Source organism: Lacihabitans lacunae, from assembly GCF_042649125.1.
Lineage (GTDB): Bacteria > Bacteroidota > Bacteroidia > Cytophagales > Spirosomataceae > Leadbetterella > Leadbetterella lacunae.
Genome location: NZ_JBHRYQ010000001.1, coordinates 3,968,367 through 3,987,609, shown reverse-complemented (window position 1 = coordinate 3,987,609; position 19,243 = coordinate 3,968,367). Strand labels below are relative to the sequence as shown.

Genomic DNA, 19,243 nt, shown 5'->3' with positions numbered 1-19,243 from the left:
AATCAATATCCCCACTTTTTCATTATCACCAAATCTTGTCGCATAGACTCAAGCGGGTCGATGCCTTGGTAAGATTCCTGCTCAATTATAAACTGTGTGGTTCCTCCCATTTTTTTACCCATATCTATCACTTCTTTTACGCCTATAACTCCGACCCCCAAAATAGAACTTTCCCAGCCTCCGTGTTCTTTCTCTGACTTGATTTCATCTTTGACGTGCATCAGTTCAAACCTTCCGGGGTATTGCTTTAGAAGGTCCATGGCTCTGCCCCCACCGCCGTACATATTCCCGATATCGAGCTGCTGTGCCACCAAGTTTGGATCCGTATTTTGAAGCATAATGTCATACACTTTTATACTGCTCAGCTTTAAACTAAATTCAAAATCATGATTGTGATACCCAAACTTCATCCCAGATGCTTTGCATAGCTCTCCGTTTTTGTTAAACACTTCCATGAATCTTTTTAACTGCTCAAAATCTTTGCGATAGGCAAGGTCTAACCATGGGCTAATCACGTATTTTTGACCACAAATGGCAGCATCTTCCACCAGTTTTTTCCATGCGTCTGAAAACTCTCCTTTTGCTTCGTCCCAATGATCTTTGCCAAAAACAGTATGACCACTCGGCATTGACAAGCCGAGGTCATCCAGTATTTTCCTAAATTCAGTGGCTGAGTATCCGTAAAACTTATTGTTTACATAATTGGCATGCTCTACGTTTTTGTAACCCATTTCTGCTAATTTTTTCAGGGTACCCAAGGGGTCAGTTTTCATGTAATCCCTAACAGAATACAACTGCAAACCCAGCATATGTCTGGTCTTTTTGGCAGCCAGTACGTCAAAGTTCAGTAAACCTGTAGCAGCTACAAGTTTGGTGCTTTGGCTTATAAAATCTCTTCGTTTCATGCTCAAATATTTTTAAGGTTGATTGTTATTTAAAATTATTTTAAAAAAACAATTCTATTTACTATTTTCTAAATTTTTGGTAATTCTAATTTATTATAAACTTGTTTATTCTCAAACTCTTCGGCAAAAAGCAAGAATACACTTTCTATTGAAGGGCTTTACTCACTTTTATATTTATCTTTGCAAAAAAAACAAAGCCTGAATGAACACACCTTGGTATCAAGAGCTAGTACAAAAAAAGTATTTCAAACTATTCATTTTACTACTAATACCTGTTTTTTACTATTTTTATAGTTTCGGTAACTTTGATTTAGCACCTTCTGACGACGACGTCTATTTCCAAACGGGTTTATTATTTGAATTGCCCTATCCAACCTTCGGAAACCTCTTGTATCCGATGGGGATTTATATATTCTCAAAGTTTTTCCAAGACCACATATTGTTAAGCTATAGCTATACTTTTCTGCTTTCCGTGGCTTTGTTTTTTAGCTTATTTTTGTTTTTAAGAAAGAATATTCAATCGTTTTGGATCGCGATTTTTGTCGCAATGGCTTTCTTGTTTTCGGACTTTCAAGTAAACCTCCAACCCCGTATTACGGTCCTTAATTTAATTTTTGGTTTGAGTTTCTTAAGTATAATAGACCTCAAAAGGCCCGCATATATCAACTGGGGAATAACCTCAGTCGGGCTTCTTTTATGCAACTATGTAAGTAGACCTGAGTTTTTCTGGTTTTTTGTACTTTCGAGTTTGATTTTTGCCTATTACACATTCACAAACTCATTTATTAGCTCTAAAAGAAAAATTACAGTTGGGCTCTCATTTGCTGCATTTGTAGCCTTATTTTATTTTATAGGTGGTGGTATAAACGAGCCAGGAAAACTAAAAGTGGCGTTTATTCAGCACTTTTTTGATAACTACTACGACTGGTATGGCAAAAGCTTTGATTACGATGAAGAGTTTGTAGTTTTTGAGAAGATTTTTGGAAAAACAAATAGCGACTTACAGTTAATCACGGCCAACCCTACGTTCTTTTTTAAGCATGTTTTAACAAATGCTAAAAATTACGTATCGGTGGTTATTTTAATTCTGAAATCCGGATTTTATGATTTATTTACCCCGTTTTTTCAGTTTAAAACTAAGTACTTTTTCTTGGTATTTATATTGTTTTTCGGAGCATTCATTGATTATAAAAAGACAGTAAATGCCATTTTGACAAGTTTAAAAAACGCGATTAAAACTAGTCCTTACCTAATTGCATTTCTTTTGCCCACTTGCATAGCCGTGTTGGTAGTTTACCCAAGGCATCACTACGTTATCATGCACATGCCTTTGTATTTGCTTTTGGTAGCAATATTCATTAAGTCTATTTCATTCAGAAAAAACAGTTTTACGAATGGACTTCCCAAGCTATTTAGTTTAATTTTCATTGCGGGGTTCTTTGGGTATTATCCTTACAAAAAAGCTGAACCAAGGCACACAGATTTTTATTATTTCATGAAGGAAATAGGCACCAAAAAACAAATAGAGATACTTAGCAACGATATTTTTGGGCAAAACTATTTCAATGAAAACTATCATAGAACGGGCTGGGACCCTAAAAAAGATAACTTGGTGGACATGTTAAACTCGGGCAACTACGATGTGCTAAGTTTTTATTTTTTAGATTTAGAAGTTCCAGAAAATAGGGCATTCCTAAAAGAAGGTTCTCTTAAAACTAAGATGATAAGAATAAAAACCTATGAGCCATTAAAACGATATATTTGGGTAAAACCTGAGCTGGTTGGCTTGTTTAAAAATCAATAAACAGCCTCAACTTTAATTGCTCTTTGATTAAACTGAATGATCTCTCCTGCTTTGGCATTTTTTAGGGCTATTCCTATAGGCGACTCCGTAGAAATAATCATCAAGGGCTGACCGTCGAAGTCGTACTTACCAACACTTATTCCTATAAAAAATGTACCCATAGAGGTTTTGACCACAGCACCTACGCGGGCTGACTCAAAATTGGTTTGAAGTTGAAGTAAATCTAAGGTGGTTTTATCTTTTAAAGCAGTGGTTTTTTGCACTTCGTACATGCCTATGTCGTTTTGAGCCATTGACCTCGAAGTTTCATACTTATCGCCCATACTACTTTTAGACTCCTGATTAGCAGAATCTTGCGAATTTTTTATGGCTTTATCTAACTCTGCTATTCTATCTTCTATCTTTGCTTTTAGCAGTTCTACTAACTTAACTTTATCTAACACGTATTCTTTTTTACTTTAAAAAAAATTAATGCACCGGCTTGTCTGGCGACGGTGCAGAAGCATGAAGTCCCAATTCATATATTTTTTGAGTGTAAGCGTCAAGGAGCTTTTCTACCTTCTCTCTCTTTTTAGCTTTTACAACCAAACCTATATGATACTCTTCGTTCATTTTCCATACTATTTCGGGATCATCAAAAACCGAAAGGTCTGGCCACTGCTGCGAAGATAAGGTAATTAATATTCCCGAATACTGTTTTTCTACTTTTGGAAGCGAATACGGCTTATTATCGGCAACGGCAGTTTCTATTTTCGCCCATTCTCTCCAAAGATTAATGCCCGAAGAAGCCTCTACCATTTCGGCCAAGTGTGCTCCTCCTACCCGCGAAGCAGTTTCTAAAAAGTAATAGTTGCCATCCTCTTTGCACTTGATAACTTCGGTATGGGCAGCACTAAATCGCATGCCAAAAGCCTGCATAACTTGCTGGTTTATCATCGTGAGAGCTTCTTCGTCTAAACTGCCATGAGCTACCGTAATTGACCTAAAAATACCACCGCCGTGTGCTACTTCAAAAGGAGTATTGAGATATTGGCTGCAACGCTCAAAAATAACCTTGCTGTCTTTTATTAAAGCATCTATATGAAATACATCGCCGGGTTTAAAACACTCAATCAGAAACTGATGCCGCTCCTCTCCAAGACTGTGAATATGCTGCCAAGCCTCATCTAAGTTATATACTTTTTTTATTCCCGCTGCAGATGCCTCTGAGCGTGGTTTTACAACCCAAGGAGCATTGGTGGTTTCTAGAAAATGTGTAATGGCGAGGTCGTTAAACAATGATGTAAATTCAGGAACAGGAATTCCGTTATCTCGTGCTTGGATTCGCATAGCGAGTTTATCTCTGAAATAACGAGCGGTGGTTTGGCCCATCCCCGGAATCCTGAAATGTTCTCTAACCAAGGCTGCTTTTTCAACATCGAAGTCGTCAAGAGCTACTACTAAATCTATTTTTTCAGACCGCATCAAATGAGCCATTCCATCCAAAATCTGCTTATAGGTTTCGAAAGTATTGTCTACATTATCTAAATAAAAAGTGGTGTCAATACTTTCCCACGGCCAGAGCTTTTCTTCTAACTTTTTGTTTGTTAGCAAAAACACTTTATTTCCTTCAGCTTTAGCGGCTTTCAGAAATTCTACTCCCTTAAAAAATGTACAAATGCATAAAATGGTCATAGTGCTGAAGGTTATTTTTTTAAATATACTAAAGCAAAATCAAAAATGCATAAAAAAAGACCAATCAAAATATTGACTGGCCTCTTAAAATCTTTGGCAGGAAAATTACTTACCTGAACCCGCTGTTTTTGGAGTTACATTTCCTTTGATAGTTAGGATGGTAGTACCGTTTTCAGCATTGCTCATTACAGTGATGGTTTTAGTAAAGTTACCTGGACGTCCAGATGTGTTATAACCTACTTTGATCACCGACTTAGCACCTGGCATTATTGGCTCTTTAGACCACTCAGGAGTAGTACATCCACATGATGCTTGAGCATTTGTGATTACCACAGGAGCTGTACCAGTGTTAGATACTTCAAAATTGTAAGTTGCCAAAGGACCTTCCTTCAATGTTCCGAAGTCATGCGTTTCTTTGTTAAACTTCAATACACCTTGAGCATGCGTAGCAGCAGCGAATACAAAAACACTAACTAGAGTAAAAAAGAATTTTTTCATCTTATTAAATTTATTTGTTTACAATATTTTTCTTGAACTTATGAATGCAAAGTAAGTACCATTCTTTTATTAGTTAAAATTTTTAACAATGTATTAACAATACACAAAAGCAGGTGAATAATGTTTGAAATTAAAAAAATAACTTTAATTTTACATATATATTTGTCATGCTAACTATTTTTTAGCTGAACATTTTTAACCATCTTGGTGTCTTAAGATTAGCAATTGCATTGTCTAAAAACCATAAAGATTATAAAACTTCTATAAAATGGGTGAAACTTTAACCGAGTACTTTACATCTACAGACCTACTGCTCAGCAAACAAGAGATTTTAAAAGATTATGCCTTGGCATGTGAAAGTAGAGCTGTAAGCCTTTTGGGCAGAAAAGATGTGTTTATGGGTAGGGCAAAGTTTGGGATTTTTGGTGATGGCAAAGAACTTCCTCAGTTGGCACTCTCAAAGGTTTTCAGAAAAGGTGATTTCAGGTCCGGCTATTATAGAGATCAAACTTTGGTAGCAGCCACGGAAGGGTTAACATGGCAACAGTTTTTTGCTCAACTATATGCCCACGCCGATATCGAGCACGATATTTTTACGGGCGGAAGGTCCATGAATGCACACTTTGGCAATCAATGGCTCGACGAAAAAGGCCAATGGCTTAATCAGACAGAACTTTATAATGGCGTAGTGGATGTATCTTCTACTGCAGGGCAAATGCCTCGAAGCATTGGACTGGCTTATGCCTCAAAACTCTACAGAGAAAATCCTGATTTAAAATCAAATACAAATTTTTCAAAAAACGGTAATGAGGTGTGTTTTGCCACAATTGGTGATGCTTCTACCTCTCAAGGAATGTTTTTTGAAGCTATAAATGCCGCAGGAGTTTTGCAAATCCCTCTTGTGGTTTCGGTTTGGGACGACGGCTACGGAATTTCCGTTCCAATAAAATACCAAACTACAAAAAGCAGCATATCGGAAGCTTTAGCTGGTTTTAAATATGAAAACGGTAGTGGCCTAGAGATAATAAAAGTAAATGGCTGGGATTATGAAAAGTTGCTTTTGGCATACCAAAAAGCAGCAAGAATTGCCCGTGACCAGCACATACCTGTGCTTGTGCATGTTACAGAACTTACACAACCTCAAGGTCACTCGGCATCAGGCTCACATGAAAGATACAAAGACAGTGAAAGGCTGAAATGGGAAATTGAACACGATTGTAATCTCAAGTTTAAAAACTGGATTTTAGAAAAAGGCATAGCTACAGAAGCAGATTTGGAAAAAATCAGGCTAAAAGCTGAGGAAACTGCAAAAACAGAAAGAAAAAATGCATGGGAGGCTTTTAGGAAAGCTACAGATGTAGAGAATAAACAGATATTAACCCTACTTGGACAAATAGAAAGTGAAATAAATGACAAGGCTGAGTTAGCCATTCTTAAAAAATCACTTAGTACAGGCCAAAACCTGCAAAGAAAAGATGGGATAAAGGCTTTGAAAAAAGCTGCAAGACTTGCTCAAACAGAAAAAACTAGAAAACAGATTTCGAAGTTACTTCATAGTTTATTAGAAAAAAACAAACAACGTTACAGCGATCATTTATACAGTGAATCTGAATTTTCACCGATGCATGTACCAGGCATTGCGGCCAAATACAGCTCAGATAGTGAAATGGTAGACGGAAGAACAATTATTAATTCGTTTTTTGAACATATTTTTGAAACAAATCCTTTGGTTTTTGCACTCGGTGAAGACGTGGGCAAAATCGGAGATGTGAATCAAGGCTTTGCAGGTTTACAAGAAAAATTCGGTGAACTAAGAATTACCGATACCGGAATCAGAGAAACCACTATTATTGGACAAGGCGTAGGTGCTGCAATGAGGGGATTGAGACCCATAGTAGAAATTCAATATTTTGATTACATCTATTATGCTTTGGCTACGCTTACAGACGACTTAGCTTCGCTAAGATACAGAACTGTAGGTAAGCAAAAAGCTCCTTTGATTGTACGTACAAGAGGACACCGACTGGAAGGCATATGGCACTCTGGTTCGCCAATGGCGGTTATGATTCACGCCTTGAGAGGCATGCACATAGTAGTACCAAGAAACTTTGTAAAAGCAGCTGGATTTTATAATACACTCTTAAAAGGTGACGACCCCGCATTGGTTATAGAGTGTCTAAACGGATATCGTCTAAAAGAAAAACTGCCGACTAACCTTTCCGAAATATGTGAGCCATTAGGCGTGCCAGAAGTTATAAAAGAAGGCTCAGACCTTACGATAGTTACCTATGGCTCTATGTGTAGAATAGTTATGGAAGCCGCCGAAGATCTTGAAAAACATGGTATCAGTGCGGAAGTTATTGACGTTCAGACCCTACTGCCTTTTGATATCAATAATTTAATTTTGAAATCTATCAAAAAAACAAGTCGCGTAATATTTGCAGATGAAGACATGCCAGGTGGTGGGACCGCATACATGATGCAAGAAGTGTTAGACAAACAAGATGCCTATCATTACCTAGACTCTAAACCAATTGCCATCAGTGCTCAAAACCACAGACCTGCATATGGTTCAGACGGCGATTATTTTTCAAAACCAAACATTGAAACCATTTTTGATGCTGCCTATGAGCTCATGCGAGAGGTAAGGCCAAACAAGTTTCCTGAGTTATATTAACATATAAAAAATAATTTATCAGAGGCTTTGGAATTTCTCCATGGCCTCTGATTTTTTTTACGACCAAAATACTCTAATTTTGATTTTATTTTTTTGAGTGGCGTAAATTCCGCTTTTTACAACAAAAAACATAATACACTTCATGAAAGCATACATTGCAGAAAACAAACAGAGATTTTTAGACGAGCTATTTGATTTTTTAAGAATACCTTCAATCAGTGCGGACTCTAACCACAAAGGTGATATGCTAACAGCAGCTCAATTTGTGGAAACAAAACTGCAAGAAGCGGGCATGGATAAAACCGAAATTTGTCCAACCGACGGTCATCCGATAGTTTTTGCTGAGAAATTTATAGATGCGTCTCTGCCAACCATTTTGGTTTACGGACACTATGATGTGCAACCTGCTGACCCTATTAATCTTTGGGATAGCCCGCCATTTGAACCCGTAATTAAAAAAACAGCTCTACATCCCGAAGGTGCTATTTTTGCGAGAGGAGCATGTGATGACAAAGGTCAAATATATATGCATATAAAAGCGATTGAGGCCATGGTGGCCAAAAATGAGCTTAATTGCAATGTAAAAATCATGTTTGAAGGCGAAGAAGAAATTGGCTCTGAAAACCTAGCCACTTTTGTAAAAGCCAATAAAGAAAAACTAAAAGCTGACATCATATTAATTTCAGATACGGCTATTATTGCCAATGACATCCCTTCGGTAGAAACCGGGCTACGAGGATTGGCATATATGGAAGTTGAAGTAACTGGGCCCAACAAAGACCTCCACTCGGGAGTTTATGGCGGTGCGGTAGATAACCCCATCAATGTTTTGACCAAAATGATAGCTTCGCTTCATGACGAAAATGGCAAAATAACGGTAGAAGGATTTTATGATAAAGTAATAGAGCTTAGTCTTGAGGAGCGTGCAGCACTAGAAGCAGCCCCTTTTAATTTAGGCGAATACAAAAAAGACTTAGACATTGCTGAAGTTAACGGTGAAAAAGGATACACCACCAGAGAAAGAGCGGCCATAAGACCAACCTTAGACGTAAACGGAATTTGGGGCGGATACACTGGCGAAGGTTCAAAAACAGTACTTGCATCTAAGGCATTTGCTAAAATATCGATGCGATTGGTTCCTAACCAAGATTGGAATGAAATTTCGGATTTGTTTACTTCTCATTTCCTAAAAATAGCCCCCAAAACAGTAAAAGTAAAAGTAAGCAAGCATCATGGTGGTCAGCCATATGTAACACCTACAGACTCTATTGGGTACCAAGCAGCATTTAAAGCTATGGAGGAAGGTTACGGAAAAACTCCTGTTCCTACTCGTGGTGGAGGCAGTATTCCGATAGTAGCCTTGTTTGAAAAAGAACTTGGACTAAAATCAATCCTTTTGGGCTTTGGCTTAGACTCTGACTCTATTCATTCGCCAAACGAACATTACGGTGTATTTAACTTTTTGAAAGGAATAGAAACCATTCCTTTATTTTACAAATATTTCAAAGAACTCTCAAATGCTTGATGTAATTAATCTTGACGGCCTTTCTACAGAAGCCGCTTCTAACCACGATAATCTTGAAAAAAAATCAGTTTTAGAGATTTTAACTGGCATTAATCAAGAAGACAAAAGTGTGCCTTTGGCAGTTGAAAAAGTATTGCCAAAAATAGAAGCATTGGTTACACAAATAGTGGCTCGCATGCAGCAAGGCGGCCGTCTTTTTTATATTGGTGCAGGCACTAGTGGAAGACTGGGCATCGTAGACGCATCTGAGTGTCCTCCCACTTATGGGGTGCCGCACGGTATGGTTGTAGGCTTAATAGCCGGAGGAGATTCTGCTATAAGAAAAGCGGTAGAAAATGCCGAAGATGATGTAGAACAAGCATGGAAAGACTTAGAAGAATATAAGCCGACAGCACTAGACACAGTGATAGGAATTGCAGCATCTGGTCGTACACCTTATGTAATAGGTGGCCTTAAAGCAGCAAACGCTAATGGACTACTAACCGGCTGCATAGTTTGCAACTCAGGAAGTGGAGTAGCAGCCGAGGCCCAATATCCGGTAGAAGTGATTGTGGGCCCTGAATATGTAACAGGCAGCACCCGAATGAAATCTGGCACAGCCCAAAAATTAGTCTTAAACATGGTTTCTACCTCAGTCATGATAAAACTTGGCAAAGTAGTAGGAAACAAAATGGTAGACATGCAGCTTAGCAACGAAAAGTTGATAGAACGTGGAACCAGAATGATCATGCAAGAGACCGATATCGATCACAGCACTGCTCAAGAACTTCTACTAAAACACGGAAGTGTAAGAATGGCGGTTTCGGCTTATTTAGAAAATAAATAATGATAAACTGGCATTCACTATATTGGTTTTATGCTTCTACGCTGAATGGCTTCACGTGGGCAAATAGCCATTATTTGTATTTGCTGTTTTTAATACCAGTCTTATTTTTTCTTAACTGGATATTTTCATCCCAAAACAAACCGAAGCTCGTACTTTCTATTTCAGAGGTTTCGTTCCAGTCTAACTTTTTGATTTGGCTACGATACCTGATACCTGCTTTCTTTGTTTTGGGAATTGCATCCTTGATTTTAGCTTTAGCACGACCACAACTGCTCAGCCAAAATCCTGACAAATATGCCGAGGGAATTGACATAGCCATAGGTTTGGATATTTCAGACTCTATGCTTGCTACTGACCTAAAACCTACACGACTTGAGGCCGCAAAAAATATAGCGAAAGAGTTTATTGCAGGAAGGGTTAATGACCGCATTGCTTTGGTAGCATTTGCAGGTGAAACGGCTACTTTGAGCCCACTCACAAACGATTACAATATTTTAAAAGAATATCTGACCGCACTGAACCCGAGCTTAATAAAAACCTCTGGCACAGCACTTGGCTTAGCTTTGGCTTCATGCATAAATAAACTCAGAGACGTGCCTGGCAAATCTAAAGTTACTATCCTTATCAGCGATGGAGACAATACAACTGGTTCTATTGACCCACAAATAGCACTTGAACTCGCTAAAACTTTCGGAATTAGAATTTACACAATTACCATAGGAAGCAATAATAGTCAAGAAAAAATTGACGAAAGGACATTAAAATCCCTAGCAGAAGGGGCAAACGGCCAATTCTTTAGAGCTACTGACAATCAAGCCCTTGATAAAATTTTTAAACAAATAAATAGTTTAGAAAAAACAAAATTTAGCGACTTACAACAAAAAGACGTTTCGGATTACTACTATGTGTATCTCAATTGGGCCATTACTTTTTTCCTAATTGCTTTTTTCTTAAAAATTACGCCGCTAGGCAACCTTTTGGTAGACTAACTACCAGCATTTCTTTTTTTTCAAATATAAAAGTCTCGCCAAAAAGTAGTTTGAGTGTATAGCGTTTATGGTCAAAAAACTCCGAAACTGAATTAAAATTTAACTTATTGGTTAATAATTCACGATTAAGTCTTTGGCAAATAAGTGATTCGGCAAAATATCACCATTAATTAAAAAAATAGAAATTCGAGTTTCTGAAAAAATACCTTAGGTTTGTAAATATTCAATCTAAATAAAAATATGTACAAATATCTCATCTTGGCTCTACTGGGTTTTCATAGCATTTCTGCCCAAAACACCCCTAAAAAGAAAGCCAATAATCAAAAAACAGACTTGAAAATAGTAACACTAGACCCGGGGCATTTCCATGCGGCCTTGGTTCAAAAAACAGACTTAAAAGGAGTGTCGCCTGAAGTTTATGTGTATGCACCCAAAGGTGCCGAACTAGAGCAACATTTGGCCCGTATAAATGCATATAACTCGCGTTCAGAAAACCCAACACATTGGCACGAAAACGTGTACGAAGGACTGGACTATTTCGAGAAGATGATTTCTGAAAAGAAAGGCGATGTAGTGGTAATGTCAGGCAATAATGCTAAAAAAACCGCATCAATATTGGCTACCGTAAAAGCAGGCATGAATGTATTGGCCGATAAACCGATGTGTATTGACGCCAAAGGCTACGAGCAACTAAAAGAAGCTTTTAAGGTGGCGAAACAAAACAATGTTTTGCTTTATGACATCATGACGGAGCGTTCTGAAATCACGACGGTATTACAAAAGGAACTTTCTCAAATGCCTGAGATATTCGGTAAACTACAGGAAGGCACTTTAGAAAAACCAGCCATAGTTAAAGAAAGTGTGCATCATTTTTACAAATTCGTTTCTGGTGCTCCGCTCATTCGACCGTCTTGGTTTATGGACACCAAACAGCAGGGCGAAGGCATAGTAGATGTTACTACTCACTTGGTAGATTTAGTGCAATGGGCGGCATTTCCGGAAACCGCTCTTCAGATACAAGATGCAAAACTCTTGAAAGCAAAAAGATGGGCTACTAACATGACATTGGACCAGTTTAGCACCATTACAGGCGAAAAGGCCTTTCCGGCATATATGAAAAACAACCTCAGCGACCCTAATACTTTGCAAATATTTGCCAACGGCGAAATAGATTATACACTAAAAGGACACCATGCCAAAGTGCGAGTTATCTGGAATTATAGCACCGACAAAGGCGGCGATACGCACTACTCAATCATAAGAGGCACAAAAAGTGAAATCGAAATTACGCAGACAGATGCTCTTCCACAACTCAGCATAAATTCTAAAAATCTTTCAGAAGCTGATGTCAAAAAAGCGATTGAAACATTAAGCAAAACTTACGAAGGCCTTGGCTACACCAAAACTGAATCGGGCTATTTGATAAACATTCCGGCAAAATTCAGAACCGGGCATGAGTCGCATTTTGGAGAAGTAATGGAGCGTTTTTTACACTATTATGATGCCAACAAACTGCCTGCATGGGAAGTACCCAACATGCTTTTGAAATATTATATCACTACTCAAGCTCTTGAACTCGCAAAAAAATAATATACTAAAATGAATAATCCTTTTTCGTTAAATAATAAAATCGCTTTGGTGACTGGTGGTGGCTCAGGTATAGGCTATGATATAACAAAATGCCTCTTAGATGCCGGAGCAAAAGTAATTATTACCGGTCGTCGCCAGAACATGTTGGAGACTGCAGTAAAAACACTCGGCTCAAATGCTCACTTTATAGTAAACGATGTTTCAGATTTAAGCCAAACGGAAGCTTTGGTAACTGAAATAACCAATACCTTCGGTCCGATTGACATATTGGTAAACAATGCCGGTATAAATATGAAAAAGCCAGCAATAGAAGTTACAGACGAGGAGTTTGGAAGGATAATTCAAACCAACCTAAACGCGGCATTTGCACTTAGCAGGGAGGTGGCCAAAACCATGATTCCACGTAAAACTGGAAACATTATTAATATTTCGTCTATGGCTGGCTATTACGGTATAGACCGCGTGCCTGCCTATACTGCCTCAAAAAGCGGCATAGAAGGGCTAACAAAAGCACTTGCAAGTGATTGGGGAAAACACAATGTACGTGTAAACGCAATTGCCCCAGGATTTATAGAAACCGCCATGATGCAAACTGCGATGTCGTCTGATCCAGATAGAATGAACAAAGCACTTGGACGTACGCCAATGGCGAAATTTGGCCTCCCGGTAGACATCGGAAATGCAGCAGTATTTTTAGCTTCTGACGCCGCAGCCTACGTAACTGGCGTTTCGCTTAGAGTAGACGGAGGTAATGCAATTGGGTTTTAATGAGAAATGTATCATGATTTTGTAAATCGTGGTCAAATAAGACTTGATCAATGTATTTTCCCAGCGACTTAAAAAGTCGCGTAACGTTTCGTATCCACGTATAACGATTTTTCAAATCGTGGTCAAGGTATGGCTTGATGAATGTATTTTCCAGCGACTTGAAAAGTCGCGTTACTTTAGCATTCACTTATCACGATTTTGTAAATCGTAGTCAAAGTAAGACTTAAGTAATATGTATTCCCAGCGACTTGAAAAGTCGCGTTACGTTTGACACTCACGTATCACGATTTTGAAAATCGTGGTCAAAGTAAGGCTTGAGTAATGAGTATTTCAGCGACTTGAAAAGTCGCGTTACGTTTGACATGCACGTATCACGATTTTGAAAATCGTGGTCAAAGTAAGACTAGAATAAAGGGTATTTTAAGCGACTTAAAAAGTCGCGTTACGTTTGGTAATTTACGTATCACTTTGTAAATAGTAGAAAAAACAAAATTCTACTTCCGTATTTTCCAGTGAATTAAAAAATTACTATTCGTTTTAATTTTATGAAAAAGGAATTCTACAGACGAAATCTACCGCACTATCAACCGCTAGGAGGAGAGTTTTTTGTTACCTATAATTTAGCAGATGCTATTCCTCTAAAAGTTCTTAAAGAATGGAATAAAGAACTGGAAGTAAAAAGAAAGTCAATTATGCTCTTTTCCAAAAACCAAGAAGAAGATTTAGAGAAATTAGAAAAACTTGACTTTGCAAAAAGAGATAAGTATTTGGACTCAGCTGTTTCTGGCGAAAAACTCCTATGTAATGATAATTTAGCACGAATAGTTGCAGAATCTTTACATTATTGGGATACAAAAATTTTAGATTTAATCGCATATTGTATCATGTCAAATCATGTACATGTAGTTTTTCGATTATATAACGAAAATGAGCTGGATAAACCCAAATATTTAGAAGAAGTAATGCATTCTATAAAACGATATTCCGCTAATAAGTGTAATTCAGTCTTGCTTAAATCCGGGAAGTTTTGGCAGCATGAGAGCTACGATAGATTAGTTAGAAATGAAGATGAACTGTTTAGGATAATCCTATATATAGCTCAAAATCCTGTAAAAGCAGGAATAACAGAAAGCCCACTTGAATACAAATGGACGTATATATCAGATCGTTTTAAAAATTTGATTTGAATACCAAATTTACAATTTTGTAAATAGTGGAACCATAAAAAATGCTTACTTGTGTTTCAGCGACTTGAAAAGTCGTGTAACCTTTCGCATTCACGTATCACGATTTTTCAAATCGTGGTCAAAGTAAGACTTGATTAATATGTATTTTTCAGCGACTTAAAAAGTCGCGTTACGTTTGACATGCACGTATCACGATTTTTCAAATCATGGTCAATCTAAGACTTGATGAATGTATATTCCCTGCGACTTGAAAAGTCGCGTTACGTTTGACATGCATGTATCACGATTTTGAAATTCCTGGTCAAAGTAAAACTTGATTAAAGAGAATTCCCAGCGACTTGAAAAGTCGCGTTACGTTTGACATGCACGTATCACGATTTTTCAAATCGTGGTTAAAGTAAGACTTGATGAATGTATATTTCCAGCGACTTGAAAAGTCGCGTTACGTTTGACATGCGTGTATCGCGATTTTTCAAATCGTGGTCAATGTAAGACTTGATTAATGAATATTTCCAGCGACTTGAAAAGTCGCGTTACGTTTGATATGCACGTATCACGATTTTTCAAATCTTGGTCAAGGTAAGGCTTGATGAATGTATATTCCCAGCGACTTGAAAAGTCGCGTTACGTTTGATATGCACGTATCACGATTTTTCAAATCTTGGTCAAGGTAAGGCTTGATTAATGAGAATTTTTCAGCGACTTGAAAAGTCGCGTTACGTTTGATATGCACGTATCACGATTTTGTAAATCGTGGTCAAGATAAGGCTTGATAAATGGATATTTCCAGCGACTTGAAAAGTCGCTTTACGTTTGATATGCACGTATCACGATTTTTTAAATCGTGGTCAAAGTAAGACTTGATTAAAGAGTATTTTTCAGCGACTTAGAATGTCGCTTTACGTTTGGTTATTTAATAGTATTATTAATTGTAATCTTAAAGTTATTTGCTCGCTGGGTACCTCTTGTTGGCGTTATAATCGTAAAATCTTTGTTTACGTCTAACTCGACTTTTTCAATCACCCTATTTTCATTCCATACCAGCATTTCGCCCTTATAATCCATTGACGAAAACTTAATTTGAGCTTCGATTGGAGCACCGGTCATATGTTTACTTCTATCAAAAGGTTCAATTACTATTTTTTCATTATTGGGCTCTAAATACCCGACTAGGCTAATGGTTGATTTTTTCCCATCATTTTTTAAGACCTTATACGTATTTACAAATTTCCCATCCTTGTTTTCTAGCGTATCTGTCCAAGTTTGGCCTATCGGCAAAGTGGTCTGCTGATATAGTAAAACACCAGAAAGCTCGTAGATAGGATGCAAAAGCGGTAAGGCAGAAATACTAATTCCTCTTGTTTTATCAGTCTCAATTTTATTGGGTGCATACGTGAATTTGGACGTATTCTCTAACAAACTTAAGTAATGGTCCAGTGCCATTTTACTGCCAGTGTTGGTACCAAATGGTATATCCGTGTCAATATCCATATCGGCATTTTTGGTCTTTATCCTTTTGATTTTTATAGACAGATTAACATTCTCTCCAGATGGTTTAAATTCAAACTGCTTGGTGGCGTAATAATCTGCAGCAGATTGCTTTTGCACTTCCACTCTTATATTTTGGTCTTTTAAGTCCTGGATTTTAAATGATTCCGAAATCGGAGTTGAGCTATAGCTGTACGCATGTTCTATCTTAGTTTTTTCGGTTGGAAATGAATATTGAGCAAAAACTACAAAAGTTTGAAGTGCGAATATTCCTGTAAGGCAAAGCTTTTTCATAAATGTTTAAAGTTGTTTTATTAATAAATGGAATCTACTTCTATTTGAAGAAAAGATAAATATAAAAAACAATAAATATCCTTTCATTTAATTTCATAATTTTGACAAAATGAATAACGAACTTTAAACTAGGCAACTTATTAGCAAAACAACTCTTTAGAATAACCAGCAATTTTAGTATCTCTTGAAAAACATAATATTCATACTTCTTTTAGGCTTTTGCTTCGCTGAAAGTTTGGGGCAAAAATCAAAAAATATAGTCTTTGCCAATGACAAAAAGACTCCACTCACCCAAAACTTAGACAGTGTATTGGTTTTTAAGTCTAAAGGAAATGATTTCGAATTTGATAAAGCACAAAGAAACGTTTCATCTCCATTTGAATATACCGTTAATTCATCCCAAGTTTATCAGTTCATTTTTTACCACTCTTGTTGTGTTCCGTTTTACAAGATAATAGATACTGATAGCCTAAAAGAGGGACAAATCATAAAAGTAGATTTTGGAGAAAAACTGATTAATCTAAAGGAACTCGAGGTAAAAGAGCAACGAGACAGATTCAGCCAATCGGGCGACACCACATTTATTTTTACCAATCCCGACGACACCCGCCCACACGCTGCGGCCTCCTCACTATTTGATAGGGTTATAGGCTTGAGCAACGACTTGGGCAGAATCTCAGTTTTAGGCAAAAACGTAAGAGAAGTAACCATAGACGGCAGGAGACTTTTCGGAGGCCAACCTTCGCTAAGCTTAGATGCCATCAAGGCCGACATGATCGAACACATGGAGTTCGTGGAGAAACTATTGCCATCTGGTCAAACAACAAATTCGCTCAATATTAAACTAAAAAATGACAGCAAAAACATGGCCTACGGCACTATAGACGCCGCAAGGGGATTTGATAAAGAATACCTAGCTAATGGCCGCGTCAATAAAATAACGAATTCCGGTTTTTTCAATGCTTTTGTAACCTCTAATACTATAAACAAAAGAGGATTAGACACTAAAAGCCTAGATCTAATGCGGATTAATGCATTCGGCGATGCCATGAACACCACGGGCTCAGTCATTGGTTTGTACGACAATGGCAAAATAGATTTTGAGGATAACTTTTCCGATTTTGAGGCCAAACTTCAAGGTACAAATCGGTATTCTGACGCGGGCTTAAACTATACACTCACAAAGTCAAAACTGGAACTATACTCATTTTTTTTAGCTAATAACCTTATGGGGAATGTTAATCAACATACCTATTCTCAAATATTTTTAGGTAGCCAAACCCAACATTTAATTAATGAGCAAACTCAACTTAACAATGAGCGTACACTTAATGCCAATATTAGTTTAAAGTATAAACTTTCGGAAAGAACAACATTCAGATTCAGCAACGTTCTAAACTTAGCAAAAGGAAATAGAAATTGGACAGACTATACGATTAGTGTTTTTGATAAAAATATGGTAGGATCTGAAAATAATTTACTACTGAAAAATAACAATACACAAATAGAAAACGCATTTAATTCGTCTTTGATTTTAAATGGCAAAAAACCAGGAACGCTTACCTCATTTTTGATAAACTACCAGTTTAGGCAAAACTTGAATGATAATCAGTTTGAAAATGACCTATATTTCAGTAACACGGATTTTCTACAAAAAGGTACTCAAAACCTAAGGCCAATTTTAAATACAGGAAAACTCCAAATAAACCATGCAAAGCCTATCACTAAAAGGATACTTTTGGAAGCAAATCTAAAATTCTCTCTTATCTCAAATTCGAATAAACTTACAGATAAACTCCAATTAGAAAATCCGGTATTAAAAAGTATTTCGGAAAACAATAAACTGCTAGAAACAGGCCTTTACGCTTTGTATCAAAGACCGAAAATAAAGGTAATAACGGGCATAAACTACTTATATTGGGACATAAAAAGACAAACTAATCAAGAAATTAACAATAAACCAGAAGATTTTTTAATAAGCCCATTTACAAAAATTGAAACAAAAATCAATAAAAAACCACTGTGGCTCAGATTTGCTACGGAGGTAAATTTACCCTCATGGAGTCAAGTTGGTAGCCTACCAGATAGCAGCAATATAAATAAGATAACCAATGGAAATATTTTCTTGAATCCATATTTACAGAGGAATTTAGAATTCGGCACTTCGGCTAGTTTAAAAAATGGCGTTCAGACAAATTTCACAATCGGCTACACCAAATACTTAAGTCCCATAATCAGTGATAATCTGCTTAATCCGGTATTTAATATAATATCAAACACCTATATAAACAGTCCAAATGCAAACGAAAGCTTTAACATCAACTTAAGGATTTTTAGAATAAAAATGAATGGTAAATTTTCATTTTTCAATATTAGCAGTTTTAACCACATCAAAAGTTACCAAAAAACTAACGAAACCTTTAGTCAGGTTAAAACAAATGTGCTTTACAATAATGCCAACGCCACTTTTAAGTATTCAAAAAATGTTATTTTAAAGCTCTCTTTAAACTCAAACCTAAACTGGCTAAAAGGAAATCTGATTTTCACAAACAACCTTACGCTAACAAACAATTTAGAATTGGGTAAAAAATGGTATTTTGACACCAAAATAGTATCTCCATTCTTTATGGACCTCCGCAAAGACATTGGCTTAATACCAATTATTGATTTTGAACTAGGAAAGTATTTTTTAAAAAATAATAACTTTAAAGGCAGCTTTTTTCTAATGAATTTGGTGAACTACAATAAAATATGGACTGTAAGTCAATCAGCAAATTTTCAATCTAATCAAACGACCAATTACCTACCGCGGGTTATAGGCTTTCAGATTACTTTTTATCCTGAAACACTACGTAAAAAATAATACAAATGTGCGTACCACGATTTTTCACATCGTGGTTTCTTAATAAAACCTAAAACATTTGACAGCGACTTGAATAGTAGATTTAGGTCCACTAAAACCCACCTTACCGCAATTAAAATAAAACAATATAAAGTTTCTATTTTACTTTTTGGCAT

14 protein-coding genes are annotated in these 19,243 nt (G+C 36.9%); 9 read left to right on the top strand and 5 right to left on the bottom strand.

Going from position 1 to position 19,243, the window contains the following annotated elements; translation table 11 throughout:
- Positions 1-2: 2 nt before the first annotated feature.
- On the bottom strand, positions 3-905 hold the full coding sequence (locus tag ACFOOI_RS17085) for a sugar phosphate isomerase/epimerase family protein (protein WP_379839248.1): 903 nt from the start codon (positions 903-905) through the stop codon (positions 3-5).
- A gap of 202 nt (positions 906-1,107) precedes the next feature.
- Between ACFOOI_RS17085 and ACFOOI_RS17080 the strand changes: the two genes are divergently transcribed.
- Entirely contained in the window at positions 1,108-2,709 is a 1,602-nt protein-coding gene (locus ACFOOI_RS17080; protein WP_379839247.1) for a hypothetical protein, read from the top strand.
- Here the strand turns inward: ACFOOI_RS17080 and ACFOOI_RS17075 are convergent.
- The 3 genes from ACFOOI_RS17075 to ACFOOI_RS17065 all read right to left on the bottom strand — a co-directional run bounded on the left by ACFOOI_RS17075 (position 2,703) and on the right by ACFOOI_RS17065 (position 4,881).
- Complete coding sequence (locus ACFOOI_RS17075; RefSeq protein ID WP_379839246.1) at positions 2,703-3,152, bottom strand: 3-oxoacyl-ACP synthase; 450 nt, start codon at positions 3,150-3,152, stop codon at positions 2,703-2,705. The two genes, ACFOOI_RS17080 and ACFOOI_RS17075, sit on opposite strands and share 7 nt — an antisense overlap.
- 25 nt (positions 3,153-3,177) lie before the next feature.
- The gene (locus tag ACFOOI_RS17070; protein WP_379839245.1) at positions 3,178-4,383 is read right to left on the bottom strand and encodes an ATP-grasp domain-containing protein; all 1,206 of its coding nucleotides are present in this window, start codon (positions 4,381-4,383) and stop codon (positions 3,178-3,180) included.
- Positions 4,384-4,488: 105 nt separating this feature from the next.
- Entirely contained in the window at positions 4,489-4,881 is a 393-nt protein-coding gene (locus ACFOOI_RS17065; protein ID WP_379839244.1) for a DUF1573 domain-containing protein, read from the bottom strand.
- Positions 4,882-5,149: 268 nt separating this feature from the next.
- On the opposite strand from ACFOOI_RS17065, the gene ACFOOI_RS17060 reads away from it, so the two are divergent.
- The 7 genes from ACFOOI_RS17060 to ACFOOI_RS17030 all read left to right on the top strand — a co-directional run bounded on the left by ACFOOI_RS17060 (position 5,150) and on the right by ACFOOI_RS17030 (position 14,443).
- Positions 5,150-7,558, top strand: coding sequence for an alpha-ketoacid dehydrogenase subunit alpha/beta (locus tag ACFOOI_RS17060; protein WP_379839243.1), 2,409 nt, complete (start codon positions 5,150-5,152; stop codon positions 7,556-7,558).
- Positions 7,559-7,700: 142 nt separating this feature from the next.
- Positions 7,701-9,083 (top strand): dipeptidase, encoded by a 1,383-nt coding sequence (locus ACFOOI_RS17055; protein ID WP_379839242.1) that lies wholly within the window; start codon positions 7,701-7,703, stop codon positions 9,081-9,083.
- On the top strand, positions 9,076-9,909 hold the full coding sequence (murQ, locus tag ACFOOI_RS17050; RefSeq protein ID WP_379839241.1) for an N-acetylmuramic acid 6-phosphate etherase: 834 nt from the start codon (positions 9,076-9,078) through the stop codon (positions 9,907-9,909). Before ACFOOI_RS17055 ends, murQ begins: the two co-directional genes overlap by 8 nt.
- A complete protein-coding gene (locus tag ACFOOI_RS17045) occupies positions 9,909-10,898 on the top strand; it encodes a VWA domain-containing protein (protein ID WP_379839240.1) in 990 nt (329 codons plus the stop codon). The genes murQ and ACFOOI_RS17045 overlap by 1 nt, the downstream gene beginning before the upstream one ends.
- 240 nt (positions 10,899-11,138) lie before the next feature.
- Positions 11,139-12,488 carry a putative oxidoreductase C-terminal domain-containing protein gene (locus tag ACFOOI_RS17040; protein WP_379839239.1) on the top strand — a complete coding sequence of 450 codons (1,350 nt, stop codon included), beginning with the start codon at positions 11,139-11,141 and terminating at the stop codon, positions 12,486-12,488.
- 9 nt (positions 12,489-12,497) lie between these two features.
- Complete coding sequence (locus ACFOOI_RS17035) at positions 12,498-13,256, top strand: SDR family NAD(P)-dependent oxidoreductase (protein ID WP_379839238.1); 759 nt, start codon at positions 12,498-12,500, stop codon at positions 13,254-13,256.
- Positions 13,257-13,801: 545 nt separating this feature from the next.
- Positions 13,802-14,443, top strand: a complete 642-nt coding sequence (locus tag ACFOOI_RS17030) for a transposase (protein ID WP_379839237.1) — start codon at positions 13,802-13,804, stop codon at positions 14,441-14,443.
- A gap of 909 nt (positions 14,444-15,352) precedes the next feature.
- On the opposite strand, the gene ACFOOI_RS17025 is transcribed toward ACFOOI_RS17030, so the two are convergent.
- On the bottom strand, positions 15,353-16,225 hold the full coding sequence (locus ACFOOI_RS17025; protein ID WP_379839236.1) for a hypothetical protein: 873 nt from the start codon (positions 16,223-16,225) through the stop codon (positions 15,353-15,355).
- A 184-nt stretch (positions 16,226-16,409) separates the two neighbouring features.
- Between ACFOOI_RS17025 and ACFOOI_RS17020 the strand changes: the two genes are divergently transcribed.
- Positions 16,410-19,088 carry a hypothetical protein gene (locus tag ACFOOI_RS17020; protein ID WP_379839235.1) on the top strand — a complete coding sequence of 893 codons (2,679 nt, stop codon included), beginning with the start codon at positions 16,410-16,412 and terminating at the stop codon, positions 19,086-19,088.
- The last annotated feature ends 155 nt before the right edge of the window (positions 19,089-19,243 follow it).